The sequence below is a fragment of the Thermatribacter velox genome (genome assembly GCF_038396615.1).
Classification (GTDB): Bacteria; Atribacterota; Atribacteria; order Atribacterales; family Thermatribacteraceae; genus Thermatribacter; species Thermatribacter velox.
Genome location: NZ_CP121689.1, coordinates 411,854 through 427,396, shown reverse-complemented (window position 1 = coordinate 427,396; position 15,543 = coordinate 411,854). Strand labels below are relative to the sequence as shown.

Annotated in this window: 12 protein-coding genes; 3 read left to right on the top strand and 9 right to left on the bottom strand. The window is 45.0% G+C overall.

What is annotated here, in order from left to right; all coding sequences use genetic code 11:
- Positions 1 to 60: 60 nt before the first annotated feature.
- Entirely contained in the window at positions 61 to 1,083 is a 1,023-nt protein-coding gene (locus tag QBE54_RS02070) for a C4-dicarboxylate TRAP transporter substrate-binding protein (RefSeq protein WP_369018703.1), read from the bottom strand.
- Positions 1,084 to 1,821: 738 nt separating this feature from the next.
- On the opposite strand from QBE54_RS02070, the gene QBE54_RS02065 reads away from it, so the two are divergent.
- From QBE54_RS02065 to QBE54_RS02055, 3 genes are all read left to right on the top strand, one after another.
- A complete protein-coding gene (locus tag QBE54_RS02065; protein WP_369018702.1) occupies positions 1,822 to 3,396 on the top strand; it encodes an AAA family ATPase in 1,575 nt (524 codons plus the stop codon).
- A gap of 309 nt (positions 3,397 to 3,705) precedes the next feature.
- Positions 3,706 to 4,653, top strand: coding sequence for a peptide-methionine (R)-S-oxide reductase MsrB (msrB, locus tag QBE54_RS02060; RefSeq protein ID WP_369019375.1), 948 nt, complete (start codon positions 3,706 to 3,708; stop codon positions 4,651 to 4,653).
- Between the two features lie 45 nt (positions 4,654 to 4,698).
- A complete protein-coding gene (locus QBE54_RS02055; RefSeq protein WP_369018701.1) occupies positions 4,699 to 6,090 on the top strand; it encodes a deoxyribodipyrimidine photo-lyase in 1,392 nt (463 codons plus the stop codon).
- Between the two features lie 2 nt (positions 6,091 to 6,092).
- Here the strand turns inward: QBE54_RS02055 and QBE54_RS02050 are convergent, their stop codons facing one another.
- From QBE54_RS02050 to QBE54_RS02015, 8 genes are all read right to left on the bottom strand, one after another.
- Positions 6,093 to 6,929 carry a carbohydrate ABC transporter permease gene (locus tag QBE54_RS02050; protein ID WP_369018700.1) on the bottom strand — a complete coding sequence of 279 codons (837 nt, stop codon included), beginning with the start codon at positions 6,927 to 6,929 and terminating at the stop codon, positions 6,093 to 6,095.
- Complete coding sequence (locus tag QBE54_RS02045) at positions 6,922 to 7,830, bottom strand: carbohydrate ABC transporter permease (RefSeq protein ID WP_369018699.1); 909 nt, start codon at positions 7,828 to 7,830, stop codon at positions 6,922 to 6,924. Before QBE54_RS02045 ends, QBE54_RS02050 begins: the two co-directional genes overlap by 8 nt.
- Positions 7,831 to 7,833: 3 nt before the next feature.
- Positions 7,834 to 9,063: a sugar ABC transporter substrate-binding protein gene (locus tag QBE54_RS02040; RefSeq protein ID WP_369018698.1), complete on the bottom strand. Its 1,230-nt coding sequence runs from the start codon at positions 9,061 to 9,063 to the stop codon at positions 7,834 to 7,836.
- Positions 9,064 to 9,140: 77 nt separating this feature from the next.
- Entirely contained in the window at positions 9,141 to 10,148 is a 1,008-nt protein-coding gene (locus tag QBE54_RS02035; protein WP_369018697.1) for a LacI family DNA-binding transcriptional regulator, read from the bottom strand.
- Between the two features lie 308 nt (positions 10,149 to 10,456).
- On the bottom strand, positions 10,457 to 11,971 hold the full coding sequence (locus QBE54_RS02030) for an FGGY-family carbohydrate kinase (protein ID WP_369018696.1): 1,515 nt from the start codon (positions 11,969 to 11,971) through the stop codon (positions 10,457 to 10,459).
- A 39-nt stretch (positions 11,972 to 12,010) separates the two neighbouring features.
- Positions 12,011 to 12,982 carry an ABC transporter permease gene (locus QBE54_RS02025; protein WP_369018695.1) on the bottom strand — a complete coding sequence of 324 codons (972 nt, stop codon included), beginning with the start codon at positions 12,980 to 12,982 and terminating at the stop codon, positions 12,011 to 12,013.
- Positions 12,942 to 14,471: a sugar ABC transporter ATP-binding protein gene (locus QBE54_RS02020; RefSeq protein ID WP_369018694.1), complete on the bottom strand. Its 1,530-nt coding sequence runs from the start codon at positions 14,469 to 14,471 to the stop codon at positions 12,942 to 12,944. Before QBE54_RS02020 ends, QBE54_RS02025 begins: the two co-directional genes overlap by 41 nt.
- A gap of 46 nt (positions 14,472 to 14,517) precedes the next feature.
- Positions 14,518 to 15,447: a sugar ABC transporter substrate-binding protein gene (locus QBE54_RS02015; protein WP_369018693.1), complete on the bottom strand. Its 930-nt coding sequence runs from the start codon at positions 15,445 to 15,447 to the stop codon at positions 14,518 to 14,520.
- Positions 15,448 to 15,543 lie beyond the last annotated feature (96 nt).

The window sequence follows — 15,543 nt, the reverse complement described above, 5'->3', positions numbered from 1 at the left end:
TTGTCACCCTGCTTCGCTTCCACAAGACACACACTAAAATTAAAATCAAAAACTCTCCGCTCATTCCTCCTTAATTGCTTCCATAAGCGCGTTTCGTGTCTTAACCAAGTTGAGCTTTTCGTATGCTTTTTCTGCTGCCTTCATAAAAGCTTCCTTATCAACATCAGTGATAACCTGAAGACCCTTTTCAATGGCCTGCTGCTTAAAAGATTCTTCGAGTTCTTGCATTATTTTAAGCGAGGTTTCCACGCCAGCTTTATCACATTCTTCAACCAGAATCTGCTGGTATTCAGGCGGCAAGCTGTTAAACCATTTAGAGCTGACCACCTCAAAGTTAATCAGCAATATGTGCCCTGTTTCCGACATGTATTTCAAAACTTCGTAAAGAGAGGCAGCAACAACATTAGCATATACCAACTCAGCACCATCAACCGCCTTGGTCTGCACGGCTGTATAGATTTCTCCAAAGTTAACTGCTACTGGCTGTGCCCCAAGAGCGCGAATTGATTCCTGCCAGATAGGCGCTCCCGGCGTTCTGATTCTCAAACCCTTGAGGTCCTCGGGAGTCCGAATGGGTTTATTAGTTATAAAATGCCGGTAGCCCTGAACCCACATGAAGGAAAGCACCTTAAAACCGTATTTCTCCTCGAGATCCCTAAGCCACTTCTTCATGACTTCCGATTCTTTGATCTTTCTGAGTGTTTCCATAACTTCTTCCGGTGTCTTAGCACCCATGAAATCAATGAAGTAAGCTGCATTCATAACTGCAATCTCAGGTACATACATACCCATTCTCGCTGAATCAGTGTTTTGACCAATGTTTGCCCCCGCCCTGATTTGTTCCAAAATGTCTTCCTCGACTCCTAACTGTGCGCTGTGATATACTTCGATTTTCAAATCGCCATTGGTCCGTTCTTCAACAGCCTTGGCCCATTTCAAAAAACCCTCGTGATACGGTTCGGCTGCACCCAAAACATGGTTAAATTTCAAAACATATTTGGGAACAGCCATCGCTAAACCCGCAAGGAGAAAGCAAACAAAGGTTAAAACAACCAGTACCGAAATCCATTTGAAACTTTTCATGAATAACCTCCCCTTCTGACATTTTTCAGTAACGATTTTTTGCTAACTGTCACCAGCATTCCTGGCCCGTAAAAAATCCTACACTGCAATACACATTAAAGCTTTTTAAAGAGTCAGCACCACCCCCCAAACCCAAATTGATCTACTATCCAATATCTGATATATCATAACCAGAGCAAATAAAAAATCAACAAAACTCTTTACCTGTTTTTATCTACTAAAAAAGTACCTTATTTAAGAAACATTGTCAATGTTCCAAATTACATTGAATAGCATCAACTTATTGAAGGTACATTTTTTAAAATCTTCTCTTCCCTTTTATGCTTCTCGCCCTTACTTACCCAGAAGGCATAGCGCGGTTATTTTTCTTCCTTGCAGCACAGGAACCCAGGATATTTCTTGGAACGGGGTTTGGAAGCTAAAGCGTAGAAATATCAATGACTCTCCCATAACCAGGAAGACATGAGATTTTTCCAGAAACACGAATGCTCTGACCGACCTTACCCCACCTTAATTCGTTTACACAAATCGGCAACAACCCATGCTAAAATGGTATAGGGGGAAATTTTATCTTGAAAAGGAAACTATGCTCCTTTAAAACCCAAAAAGCCGGAAGAACATGCAGGAGAACCCACAAAATACCATAAAAATAGTATAGAATGCAAAAGTTCTCGATAGACACAGTAGTTAAAAGGCAAAGCCGGCAACTATTTTCAGCTGGGTGTTGGTGATTCTACCATGACTTTTCCAAAGGATCTTGAATTCAACTCAGAATTTATGAAGGCCCTGGAGATTATGGAAAAAAGCCAGCAGTCGGTCTTTATCACCGGCCGGGCAGGAACAGGAAAGTCAACTCTTTTGCAGTATTTCAGAGGAAACACTAAGAAAAGCCTGGCTGTACTGGCACCTACCGGAGTGGCAGCCATTAACGTTCAGGGGCAAACTATTCATTCTTTCTTTCGGTTTCGCCCTGATGTAACGCTGGATGTGGTGGAATCGCTGAACCCAGCTAACCGGGAACTGTATAAAAATCTCGATACTATTGTAATCGACGAAATTTCCATGGTTCGAGCTGATCTCCTTGACTGTGTTGATACTTTCCTGCGTCGCTTTGGCAAGAAACCTGGCAAAGTTTTTGGTGGCATCCAGATGGTATTCATCGGAGACCTATATCAACTTCCACCAGTGGTAAAACCAGGCGAAAAAGTTCTCTTTCAAGAACATTACCAGAGCCCTTATTTTTTCAGCGCTCGATCCTTTCAGGAGGCTCACCCTGCTTTTGTAGAATTGGAAAAAATTTACCGCCAGCGTGATGAGCAGTTCATTGGTATATTGAATCGGATTCGAAACAATACGGCAAGCGAAGAAGACTTGGAGCTCCTCAATAAGCGAGTCATTCCTGGGTACCTTCCAGAAAAAGAGGAATTCGCAGTTTATCTTACAACCACTAACGAAAACGCACGAAAAATCAACCAAAAAAGGCTGGAGATGCTTAAAGGAAAAGAAAAAGTGTACACGGGCACTATAAACGGGGACTGCTCAGTCGCAGACTTACCAACCGACCCAAATCTGCGGTTGAAAGAGGGTGCCCAGGTGATGTTGCTCAACAACGACTCTTCAGGGCGGTGGGTCAACGGAACCATCGGTCAGATAGTTGATTTTCAAAAGCAAAAAACAGGAGAAGCGATAGTCCTTGCTCTCAAAAACGGTGAACCGGTTGAAGTAGAACCATATACCTGGGAGATGTTTGAATTTTATTACGATAAACACGAGCACCGCATCAACACTCAAAAAATCGGCTCCTTCACCCAGTACCCTCTGCGGCTTGCCTGGGCAATTACCATTCATAAAAGTCAAGGACTCACCTTTGACCGGGTAATTATTGACCTCAGCAGAGGAACATTCGCCCATGGACAGCTTTATGTGGCGCTCTCTCGCTGTAGGACCTTAGAAGGTATTGTCCTTCAAAAACCCATCCGAAAAGGTCACATCCGTATGGACAAAGCAGTGGTTCGCTTTCTCACTGAGTACCAATACAAAATAGCAGAAGCAAACTTGCCGCTTGAAAAGAAAGTTGCCTTTCTTGAAGAAGCACGAGAAAAAGGAAAAACACTGGAAATAGTTTATTTGAAAAGAAATGACGAAAAAAGCCGCCGGATTATTACTCCCCTGGAAATTGGAACCATGTGTTTTCAGGGAAAAGAGTTTCTGGGCTTGCGAGCATTCTGCCAGACAAGGGGCGAAGAGCGTACCTTTCGGATAGACCGTATTCTATCGCTCCAATATCCAAAAAGAGCGGGGGAAACCCCTTAACCATCGCTTGAGATACAAGGAAACATCCGCCAAAAACCACATCCCGCTTCGTCTTTTCCAGCCGCTCGATGTTTTGCAAAATATTTCGGCACTTAAGGTCGGTAGCTTCCACTTAGCTATAACGGGGGAATAAAAAACTGAAAATTATTCTTACAAATTCATAAATATGATGGGGTGATTGCCTTGAAGCTTTTAGTAATAGCAACTATCTTTGTTGCCCTCTTTCTAACTCAACACGCTTGGGCACAGGGTTGGTGTTCACGCATAAGTTACGAGAGCGCCACTTTCGCTGGAGGTTGCTTCTGGTGTATGGAAAGCGTTTTCGAAGAATTGCCTGGCGTGATAGAAGTTATCTCAGGGTACACAGGAGGCCATAAAGAGAATCCAACTTACGAAGAAGTATGTTCAGGTACTACTGGACATTTTGAAGCGGTAAGAGTAACCTACGATCCTCAGCGAATATCCTACGAAGAGCTTCTGGAAGTATTCTGGAAAAACATTGACCCTACTGACTCTGGAGGTCAGTTTGTGGACCGAGGGCTCCAATACCGAACAGCAATCTTTTACCACAACGAAGAACAAAAAGAACTTGCAGAAAAATCTAAAAAGGAACTGGAGCAATCCGGGAAATTCTCCAAGCCCATCGTGACCGAAATTCGTCCCACTTCCATTTTTTATCCAGCAGAGGACTACCACCAAGACTATTACAAAAAGTGCCCAGTCCACTATGCAATATACAGCGCTGGTTCGGGACGCAAAGAGTTTAAGGAAAAGTACTGGAATAATGAAGACTCTACAGAGAAAAAATATCTCCAGTTTCGCAAGCCTACCGAAAAAGAACTACGCCAAAAGCTCACTCCTCTCCAGTATGCCGTAACTCAGGAAAATGCCACTGAACCCCCTTTCCAGAATGAATACTGGAATGAAAAACGTGAGGGAATATATGTGGATATAGTTTCTGGAGAACCCCTTTTTAGCTCTCTTGATAAATACGATTCAGGAACTGGATGGCCCAGTTTCACCAAACCGCTGGAACCTGAAAATATAATTGAAATTCCTGATTGTAGTGCAGGAATGAACCGTGTTGAGGTACGCAGCAAATACGCCGATTCGCATCTTGGCCATGTCTTTAACGACGGACCACCACCTACAGGCAAGCGCTACTGTATTAATTCTGCTGCCCTGCGTTTCATCCCTAAAGAAGACCTTGAAAAAGAGGGATACGGCGAATATCTAAAGCTGTTTGAAAAAAAGTAGGTGCTCTTAAGCAACCAAAGATTTCCAATTTTCTAACCTCAAACTATGAAACAAAACCTGGTAGAAGAAGAAAGAATACAGTATTTGAACCATTCGCCTATCCGCCATAGGGGTGATTACCTACTTTACTGGATGCAAGCCTCCCAAAGAGCAGAATGGAACCATGCTCTTGAATATGCCATTTTGCAGGCTAACATACTCCGGAAGCCTCTCCTTGTTTTCTTTGGACTCACCGCTGATTTTCCAGAGGCTAATCAACGACACTACCAATTCATGCTGGAAGGCCTAAAAGAAACCAGAGCAAAACTTATCAAACGAGGAATTAAAATGGCTGTCAAAATTGGCTCCCCAGATACTGGTGTCGTAGAAGCAGCGAAAAGGGCTGTTCTCGCCATCGTGGACCGCGGTTACTTGCGCATTCAAAGAACATGGCGCGAGCAAGCTGCGAAAAATCTACCTTGTCCCCTATGGCAGGCAGAAAGCGAAGTTGTGATTCCTGTGGAGGTAGCGTCTGACCATGAAGAATACGGAGCATATACCTTGCGACCCAAAATACGCAAATTACTCAAGCGCTTCATGCGACCAGTTGAAGAAATACAACCCGAATTTAGTTCTCTGGATCTACGACCATTCGAGTGGGAAACTGAGCTATCAAATATTGAAGATCTGATCAGAACTCTACCCATCGACAAAACAGTTCCCCCCGTGAATTTGAGAGGGGGTACCGAAGAAGCAAAGAGAAAGCTAAGAGTTTTTGTGACACAAAAATTGCCCTACTATGTAAAGTGGCGCAACGATCCCACTAAAAATGTACTTTCTGAAATGAGTCCCTATCTTCACTTTGGGCAAATTTCCCCACTTTTTATAGCTCTGCAGGTTGTAAACGCTGACTGCGGTGAACCCACTTCTCAAGAAGCTTACATAGAAGAACTCATTGTACGTAGAGAACTTGCTGCAAATTTCGTATTCTACAATTCGAATTATGATTCCTGGAATGCTCTTCCTGGCTGGTCTTGGAAAACGCTTACAAAACACAGCAAAGACCTCAGGAAGTACCTTTATTCCATAGAAGAGCTTGAACACGCAAAAACCCATGACCAGCTCTGGAATGCCGCGCAAAAAGAACTGCTATTAACTGGTAAGATACACGGATATGTCAGAATGTACTGGGGTAAAAAGATACTGGAATGGAGCGAAACACCGCAGGAAGCTTTTCGTATAGCCCTGTATCTCAACAATAAATACGCACTGGACGGGCGAGATGCCAACAGCTTTGCAGGAGTAGCCTGGTGTTTTGGTAAACACGACCGGCCTTTTTCCGAACGACCCATTTTTGGAAAAGTACGATACATGAGCTTAAACGGCATGCAGAGAAAGTTCCCGGTACACCAATACATCCAAAAGGTAGAAAATTTAGTCCACCAATTAGAAAGGTGATTTCAACCCTTAACGGCACCCGCAGTAAGTCCCTGTACCAGGTGCCTCTGTACCAGGGTAAAGAAAAACACTACAGGAAGACAGGTAAGCACACCCCCTGCAGTCAGCAAATCCCAACGAATAATGTATTCTCCCATGAAAGAATGCAAACCAACTGGAAGAGTGCGAGCAGCGGTATCCGAAGTGAAAGTAAGTGCATAAATAAACTCATTCCAGGAAAAAATGAACACATAGGTCAATGAGGCAACAATGCCCGGTGCTGAGAGAGGCAAAAGCACATAACGAAAAACCTGCCAGCGGTTTGCTCCATCGATGGTTGCCGCCTCATCGAGCTCCCGGGGTATAGAGTTCAAAAAACCGGTCATCAACCAGGTGGTAAAAGGAAGAGCAAAGGTGCTGTGAGAAAGTATTAGCGCAAACGGAGTGTTAATTAAACCCAAGCTTTTCACTATAAAGAAGAGCGAGAGCACCAGCAACACAGCGGGAAACATCTGACTAACCAGAAAAAACGATAGGAGCTTGCGCCTACCCAGAAAATCGAAACGTGAAAAAGCGTAGGCTGCAGCAATTGCAGCACTGCCAGAAAGAAGTATGGTGCCCCCAACAACCAGCAAACTGTTTACGAAATAACGGGAAAAGGGAGTGGTCTGGATTAGCAACCGGTAGGCAGAAAAAGTAGGCTTGGATGGGAAATAGCGTATTGGCGAACTATAAAGCTCGTCCTGGGGCTTAAGAGAAGTATTAAACATCCACAGGTAAGGAAAGAGAATAAAAGTAAGCCATAAAACTACAAACAGCACAATCATAAAAGAAGCTTTTCGAAGCTTGTTTTTAAGCAATAAACATCTCCTCCTTCTCTCTTCCCTGCAAAATACGCAAGTAAACCCCAATAGCAACGATTAGAAAAATGGCCTGAAAAACTGCTATAGACGCTGCCTCGCCCACCCTCAACCTTTTGTAAGCAGTAATGTAAGCAAGGAGCGGCATAGTCATACTGCTATAACCTGGACCACCTCCAGTCATAATTAAAATAAGATCCATATAATTGGCAGTCCAGATCAAGCGAAGCATAGTGGTAATAATAATGGTGGGCATAATTAAAGGTAAAGTAACATAAAAAAATTGCTTGACTCTTCCTGCTCCATCGATATAAGCAGCTTCATAGAGTTCTGCAGGAACATTTTGCATGGCTGCCAGTAACATTACTGCAAAGAAGGGGGCTCCCTGCCAAACGTTGGCTATAATAACTCCCCAGAGTGCAGTGTTAGGCTGTGCAAGCCAGGGAACATAGCCGCTTAGAATCCCAAAACGGGTCAGTAGGTCATTGATCACCCCATAGTTTCCGTCGAGCATCCAGGTCCACATGAGAGCCACCAGCACACTGGACGTGGCCCAAGGAATAAGAGTTAAACCGCGAACCAGTGCCCTACCAGGAAACTTGCAGCGCAAAAGCAGCGCTCCGAACAAGCCCACTACAAATTGAATAGAAACACAACCACCAATCCAGATTAGTGAGTTTAAAAAAGCTCGATAAAAAACTTCATTCTTGAACATCCTCAAGTAATTATCAAACCAGACCAGTTTCGCCAAATCTGGACGCAAAAGAGAAACCTTAAAAAAAGAAAGGCGCACTGCTTGAAAGAGAGGATAAGCAACAATCACTATCATCAAAGCAAAAGCAGGAGTAAGAAGAAGGAGCGGCAAAAGCCACCGCTCCTTCCGCCCCATAACCATAGGCATTTTTTAGCGCTCCTTCAGGGCCTCTGCAACGGCGTCCAGCATTTCTTTACTGGAAATTTCTCCAAGTAATGCTCGTTGCATATTCACTTGCCACACACTGGCTGCAACATAACCAACTCCAGGTAGTGGTGGCCAAGTGATAGCAAAGTCGGCTGCTTCGAGAGAAATCCTGAAAAATTCATTCTGGTTATAATAGTCCATCACGGCTACAGATTTTAAAACCGGTAACTGCCCGTTTCGGGAACGACTCCAGCGGTCCATCTGTTCAGTCTCAGTAATCCAGGAAAGAAACTTAAATGCTGCATCCTTTACTTTTGAAGTGGCAAAAATAACGTTGCCACTCATGGTAGCCATAGTAGCTGGGTTAGCGGGATCCGCAACCGGAATGTGCGTTACTCCTACTTTGTCTCCCAAGGCCTCAGTCATGATTACCGAAGAACCCACATGGTGAGCAATCATGGCCGTAATACCAGCCTTAAATGCCCCAGTAATTCGGGCATAATCATCGGTAGGAGCACTGGGTGGAGCCACTTTGTACTTGCGGTAGAGGTCAATATACCACTGATTAACTGCAACGGCCTTTTCAGAATTAATGACAATATTTCCCGTTTCATCAACTACCCGCGCACCTCCTGCAACCATAAAAGCTAACCACTGGTCCTGACCTCCGCTACCTCCACGCAGTCCAAAACCATATCGATTAGCCTCGGGGTCGGTCAGGGTCTGAGCTGCCTTTAAAAAGTCATCAAAGGTAACTGGGGGTTTCAGCCCTGCTTCCTGAAACCAATCTTTACGATAGTAAAGGTAGAAAGTGATAAACTGATGGGGCATCATGTAGATCTCTTCTTCTCCAGGTATTTTGCCCGTATTCCAGAGGTTGGGAATTACATCGTTTTTACCAGGCCAATTCGCAATATACTCAGAAAGAGGCTCCAGCAGTCCTGCTTCGTGGAATTCCCCCAACCACCAATCCTTAAATCGTGCCACATCAGGTCCTGCTCCAGCGCTTAAAGCAGTAACCAGCTTATCGTGATAATCCTTAAGGGGAATGTTTTCGATTTCCACTTTGATTTCTGGATTGGCAGTATTAAACTCTTCCACCATTTCCCACACAGTACGATCTGTGGGGTCATCAAGCCACATCCAATATTTCACCACTTCCTGAGCAAAGGCCGGAACCATCATCAGAAAAACCACTGCAAATACCCCAATAAATAGAACCTTCCTCCGCATGGTATTCACTCCTTCCTAAGGTTTTACTAACAAGATAAGGGATTCACTCTGACTGCAAATTATCAGCCACCACCTCCTTAGCCTCTCACTCCACAGGAACCACGAATAATCAGCTGGGGCTTAAGGCGCACGCTCTTTTTCGCAACACTACCACGTTCAATCATCCTGAAGAGCATATCAGCAGCCAATCTGCCCATCAAATACTTGGGTTGTTCAACCGTGGTGAGTGGAGGGTCAAGAAAAGCACAGAGAAAAATGTTATCATACCCTATGAGAGAAATATCCCGAGGCAGAGAAAGGCCACTCTCCTTTATAGCTTTCATAGCACCAAGTGCTACTAAATCGTTATAAGCAAAAATAGCTGAAGGCTGCATCTCCTTTTTTAAAAGACGCAAGGCAGTAACATATCCACCCTCAATGAGGGGTGGGTTAAAGCTCAAAAGTCGCTCATCAATCTCCTTGTTCTGCTCAGTAAATGCTTTTCGAAAACCCTTTTCACGCCACTTGCTGGTTTGGGCATTAGCCGGGCCATTAATCAAAGCAATACGGTCGTGACCCAAATACAAGAGGTAACGGGTGGCCAGATAGGCACCCTCTTCATAATCCGCAACAACATGAGGAATACCCTCTACTATCCGATTTATGGTTACACATGGAATACCCTTTTCAAAAGTACTCTTAATATACTCCTCTTTAATTCTTGAAGCGCCAAAAATAATGCCTTTAACATTTTCTTTGTGAAGAGTCCTCAAATAATGCTCTTCTCGTTGGGGGTCCTCACGAGTATTCCAGAGGCTAACACTGAAGCCGTGCTCAAAAACAGCATCCTCTACTCCATGCACTATCTCAGGGAAGAAGGGATTAGCGATGTCAGTAATCATCAAGGCAATGACTTTGCTTTTGCCTACTCGCTTTCTAAATGAACGGGGAGGTCGATACCCAAGTTCTTTTGCCACTCTCCAAACTTTTTCTTTCACTTGTTCTCGCACGTTATCAGTATCATTCAGCACTCGCGAGACGGTGGCTATCGAAACTCCGCTTCTACGGGCTATCTCTTTCAAAGTAGGCCGCACCAAAGTGATCACCTGAAATAATTTTAACTCTTTTTCTGATAAATATAAATATTTTCTGAAAATTTTTTTGTTTTCAAATAATTTTCAAAATTTACAAACAAAGAGAAGCAACATTCACAGCTACATCTTGCCATTGCGTATTCTGATTGCACCCTGTACCCAGGATGCCACTCTATAAAAATTCGGGCTAGATGTTTAATTAACAATGTAGGCTAAAGATAGAAAAGGTTCTAAAAAGAGGAGAGCCAATCGAAAAAGAAACAACTTTTCAGGAATGGCCCAAAAACAACGCGATGTCTAATGTCCACTGTTTTGAAACTTCAAAAACCAAGCTCAGCCCGCTCTTTAAAAGTATCTTTCAGGAGAGGATACAGCTTTTCATAAAGCGGGAAAAGCACCTCATACACTGATTGCGCTTCCCAGGAAGGTTTATACACCCGGCTTTCACCAAGGATTCCATTAACCAGTGATTGGTCCAGAAAACCACGATAACCAGAAAGAGCGATCAGAAAGGTGCCAAAGCAGGTAGCACCAGCTCCTCGTTCAGAAACCGCAACATCCACACCGCAAACATCAGCAAGAATTTGAGGCCAAACTGTACTACGACTACCTCCACCAATAAGGGTAAGAAAGCTTAGTTTTTCTCCATTATCCCGACTCTTCAGAAGAGCAATAAGCTGACGAATAGCAAAGGATACTCCCTCAAGAACAGCACGCACCATTTCCGCTCTCCCGGTTGTCTCGGAAAGCCCAAAAAAGACCCCACGAGCATGCGGATCAAAAAACGGACTACGCTCTCCCTGAAGATAAGGAAGAAAGATAACTCCTCCACTTCCCGGGGGAACCGTTTTAAGTTCTTCTTCTGCCCGAGCATAGCCTCCCTCTTTCTCATAACCCAGAGCTTCAATCGCCCAGCGATAGGCCCGGCCCGCATTCAAAAGAGGAGCAACCAGTATATAATACTGCGGATCCGGATCGCAGAGTATGAAAAGCCCTTTTCGGGGTTTTACGGGTAAAGAATTATCTACGGTAGCCACCCAACCTGTGGTGCCCAAGTAACAATAGGCCCTTGAAGGATCGAAAACGCCAGCCCCCAGGCTTGAGGCTCCAGCATCACCAGCCCCGTTAAACACTGGACAACCAGTCAGCAAGCCGGTAGCCCGTGCAGCTTCAGGAGTTACGGAACCCACTTCTTCCGTCGAAGCAAGAACCGGTGGTAAAAGGGAAACCGAAATGCCAGCCGCTTTGAGTATTTCGCCTTCCCAGGTTCGTTTTCGAATATTTAGTATGCCGGTGGTCGAAGCACTGGTAGGGTCAGTAACTTGTACCCCTGCAAGACAAAAGAGCAAATAATCTTTGGAACTGTTTACCACAACCCGGGTTGCACGATACACATCGGGAAGGTGCTTTTTGAGCCATAAAATTTTAGCAACAGTCATTGAAGCACGGGGAAAATTACCTGTGTATGCCCAGAAGTTTTCCCAACCAATACTTTCAGCCACCAAATCCATTTCCTGCTGGGCTCGCATATCAGAACAAAGGATTGCCGGGTAAAGGGGTTTATAATTCAAATCCAGGGGGAGACAAAGTTCCATTTGTCCGGTAACACAAACTCCGGCAATACTTTGTGGAACAATGCCCTTGTCCCAGAGACGATGCAAGCAAAACACCAGAGCATCCCACCAGCTATCCGGATCCTGCTCAACTTCGCCTGGAGCAGAAAAGCGGGTGGGATAATCCTTGCTCACCGATACTATTTCTCTCCCTTCAAAATCAAAAACCACTGCTTTGAGACTACTCGTTCCAGCATCAACAGCCAAAATAAAATCTTTCATCAGGCATCCTGCTTTCCTTCCAAAAGGCCCAGAAATTTTTCACAAAGCGATTTTACCCAGGCTCTGAAATACAACTGCCATAATAACGATGGCACCAGTAACGATGTCCTGAAGATAGAAAGGAACATTAAGAATGGTTAAACCGTTAGCGATGATGCCAATCATCAGGCTTCCCAAAAATGTGCCCCAAGCATTCGGGAAACCACCACGAACCGTGGTCATTCCAAGGAAGACTGCCGCATAAGAAGGCAAAAATAAACTTCCACCTGCAGTAGGATGAGCCGAACCCAGGCGAGAAGCAAGAATTACGCCGGCTGAAGCAGCAAGAAGCGCCGTGTACCCAAAAGCAAAAGTTTTATCCCGCGCTACCCGAACTCCGGAAAGTTCTGCTGCTACCGGGTTACCACCGATAGCATACAACCGGCGTCCAAACTCAGTATAACTCAACAGGAACCAAAAAAGCGCTACCACTAAAAACATAAGCAAGGTAGGAACAGGTAAAGGACCCAGCATTCCCTGGCCCAACCACAGAAAGGGTTCCGGAATACCCCCAAAAATGGTGGCTCCACCAGTGTACCAGAAGGTAAGGCCACTCAGCATAGTTCCACTGGAAAGAGTGGCAATAAAGGAAAAAACTCCAAAACGGGTTACCAGATATCCATTGCCCAAGCCGAAAAGAAAAGCAAAAAACAACGTCAATAAAATGGCCAGAGGAATAGCCATTCCGCTTACCACCAGGCCAGTTGCTAAAACCCCGCCAAAGCTGGCCATAGCACCAATGGAAAGGTCGAATTCACCCACCGTCATAATGATGGTAGCCCCGGTAGCGATAATGGCAAGCAGCGAAATCTGGCGGGTAATGTTGAGCAGATTGCGCAGGGTAGGAAAAACACCTGGACTCAAAAGAGAAAAGGCAACAAATACAATAAAAAGTGCAATAATCGTTCCGTAAGAAGACAGAAACATGGATTTACTGCGCACCACTCTCACCCTTTCCGTTCTCTGTACCATAACAAAGAGAAAGAATATCTCGAGACGACGCTTCCTGGCAAGACAATACTTTGATTAAATGTCCTCCAACCATGACCCCCACTCGATGGCTAATTGTGAGCACCTCTTCAAGGTCTGAAGAAACAAGTAAAACTCCTGCTCCTTCTTGAGCCAGCTGATAGAGAAGTTCGTATATTTCCCGTCGCGCACCAACATCAACACCCTGTGTCGGCTCATCACACAGAAACACCTGTGCTCCACGAGCAATCCATTTAGCAAGAACCACTTTTTGCTGATTACCACCACTTAAAGTGGCTACCATCTGTTCCGTTCCTGCTGCCTTAATTTGCAAACGATGAATCATCCGACTCACGAAATCTTTCTCTTTTCTCCGTTCAGGAACAGGAAGCCAAGGCAAAAAACGAAAGCGCTTAATAACGGGTAAGGTTATATTTTCCCGTACCGAAAGAGAAGGTATAACCCCCCTGCGAATACGGTCCTCAGGAACCAGAGCAAAACCAGCACGCATAGCTTCATAAGGACTATGAACAGCCAATCTATTTCCTTGAAAGTACACCTCGCCCTGGGCGAGCTTTCTCAATCCATACAAGGCCTCAAGAAGCTCAGTTCTCCCTGCACCAACCAGTCCAAACAGTCCAAAAATCTCTCCCCGATAAAGCTCCAGAGTAACTTCCTTAACTTTCCCGTCCTCGGTAGAAAGCTGACGAAGGGAGAGGAGAACTTCCTGTTTTTGTGGAACAGGAGGAGGAGGGAAAACGCTTGCAGCTCCTTCTCCAGCCATCATAGCTACCAGTTCGGGCTTACTGGTACAAGAAGTGCTTAAGGTTTTCACCAAACGGCCATTGCGCAATATAGTGACTCGATCACAGAGAGCAAAAACTTCTTCCAGGCGGTGCGAAACATACAGGAAAGATGTACCCTGTTCTCTCAATTGTCTGATAATCTCAAAGAGCTTGCCCACTTCGTTTTCCGAGAGCGCAGCAGTTGGTTCATCGAGAATAATCAACGCTGCGCGCACCAGCAATGCACGCAATATCTCGACCATCGTTCCTTCTGCTGGGGTGAGCATTGAAGCTGGAAGAGAAAGATCGATTTCCACGCCCAGTTGCTTCTTGAGACTTTCTGCAGTACTTTTAACTTCCCTCCAGCTTACTACACCTTTTTTTCGGGGATAAACACGACCTACAAACAGATTTTCATAGCCAGAAAAAAAGGGCACCAGCTGGCGCTGCTGGTGGATGGCAAAAATGCCTTGCTTTTGAGCCTGAGAAGGATGAGAAAAAACTACTTTCTCACCTCTCCAGCGAAGGAAACCCTTATCTGGAGGATGTACACCACTTACAATCTTTACCAGAGTACTTTTTCCGGCACCGTTTTCCCCTATCAGTGCATGTATTTCCCCTGCTCTTACTTCCAGACTAACTGCATCAAGTGCCACGACACCTGGAAAAACCTTGGTAACCTCGTGTAGCTCCAGCAATACACTCATATCCGCACAAAGGAGGACCCTCGCTCAAGGGCCCTCAAAAGGAAAACTATTCCAGAGATTCTCTGGTAATGAGCTCTGACGGTGCGTAAATCTCAATCGAAGTCGGTGCTTGCCCAGCAAAAATCCGCTCCAGTTGCTCTACCAGGATTTTCGCCATGGCAACGAAATCCTGTGAGACAGTAGCAATAAGTGGTGAACCTTTCTTAATGAGTTCTATGGCCTGGCTGGTCCCATCAATACCAGCTACCACTATTTCTTTTTCCCGTCCGGCAGCAATAATAGCCTGGGTAGCACCAATAGCAGGCTCATCCCAGGCAGCCCACACCGCTTTAATTGAACCTGGTTGGGGATTAGCAATGAGAATGCTTTCCATGGCCTTACGAGCATCCTCAATAGGTCCTGGAACCTGTACGTGATGCTCAGTAATCACCTTTATATTGGGATTCTCCTCAAGAATGGCTTCTAGAATTCTGGTTCTCTTGCGTACTCCATGGTGAGGGCGATGAGTAAAAACGACAATATTCCCCTCAAGACCGATGGCGTTAAAAAGATAGGTGGTCATCATTGCCGACATAACATAATTGTTGGAAGTCACATTGCAGGCTACTCCCGGAATCCAGCCCGCATCACCACCCAAAACCGGAATATTGGCTTCGTTGGCCTTTTTAATTTGATCTTTCAGCTGGACCGGGTCTGCCATACCCAGAACAATTGCATCCACCTTGCGAGCAATCATGTCTTCCATGCGGCTTGCCAGAGCAGCAAAGTCGCCCTTGGTGTCGATGGTTATCACATTCCATCCTTTCTTTTTGGCTTCTTCTTCAAAGGCTTTTATCATCTGATTGGTGGTTACTGAAGCAAGATAAGGAGTGAGCATAGCGATGGTCTTCTCCTGTGCCCAGGCCGCAGAAATGAGAGTTCCCACCAGCACACAAAGAAAAACTAACCAAAGAACCTTTCCCACGTTTTTTACCATTTCACTTTCCTCCCTTACTAAACTCAGCCAAATTATATAGGAAAATTATACTATACAGACGCTCGAGCGAAGGCCCCATCGGGAAATTCCTGAACC

What these genes read in the sequence shown, in the direction of transcription:
- QBE54_RS02020 (WP_369018694.1), bottom strand. Translation starts at nt 14,471, where the DNA reads ATGAGTGTATTGCTGGAGCTACACGAGGTTACCAAGGTTTTTCCAGGT.
- QBE54_RS02015 (WP_369018693.1), bottom strand. Translation starts at nt 15,447, where the DNA reads ATGGTAAAAAACGTGGGAAAGGTTCTTTGGTTAGTTTTTCTTTGTGTG.
- QBE54_RS02070 (WP_369018703.1), bottom strand. Translation starts at nt 1,083, where the DNA reads ATGAAAAGTTTCAAATGGATTTCGGTACTGGTTGTTTTAACCTTTGTT.
- QBE54_RS02065 (WP_369018702.1), top strand. Translation starts at nt 1,822, where the DNA reads ATGACTTTTCCAAAGGATCTTGAATTCAACTCAGAATTTATGAAGGCC.
- QBE54_RS02045 (WP_369018699.1), bottom strand. Translation starts at nt 7,830, where the DNA reads ATGCCTATGGTTATGGGGCGGAAGGAGCGGTGGCTTTTGCCGCTCCTT.
- QBE54_RS02055 (WP_369018701.1), top strand. Translation starts at nt 4,699, where the DNA reads ATGAAACAAAACCTGGTAGAAGAAGAAAGAATACAGTATTTGAACCAT.
- msrB (WP_369019375.1), top strand. Translation starts at nt 3,706, where the DNA reads ATGGAAAGCGTTTTCGAAGAATTGCCTGGCGTGATAGAAGTTATCTCA.
- QBE54_RS02030 (WP_369018696.1), bottom strand. Translation starts at nt 11,971, where the DNA reads ATGAAAGATTTTATTTTGGCTGTTGATGCTGGAACGAGTAGTCTCAAA.
- QBE54_RS02025 (WP_369018695.1), bottom strand. Translation starts at nt 12,982, where the DNA reads ATGGTACAGAGAACGGAAAGGGTGAGAGTGGTGCGCAGTAAATCCATG.
- QBE54_RS02040 (WP_369018698.1), bottom strand. Translation starts at nt 9,063, where the DNA reads ATGCGGAGGAAGGTTCTATTTATTGGGGTATTTGCAGTGGTTTTTCTG.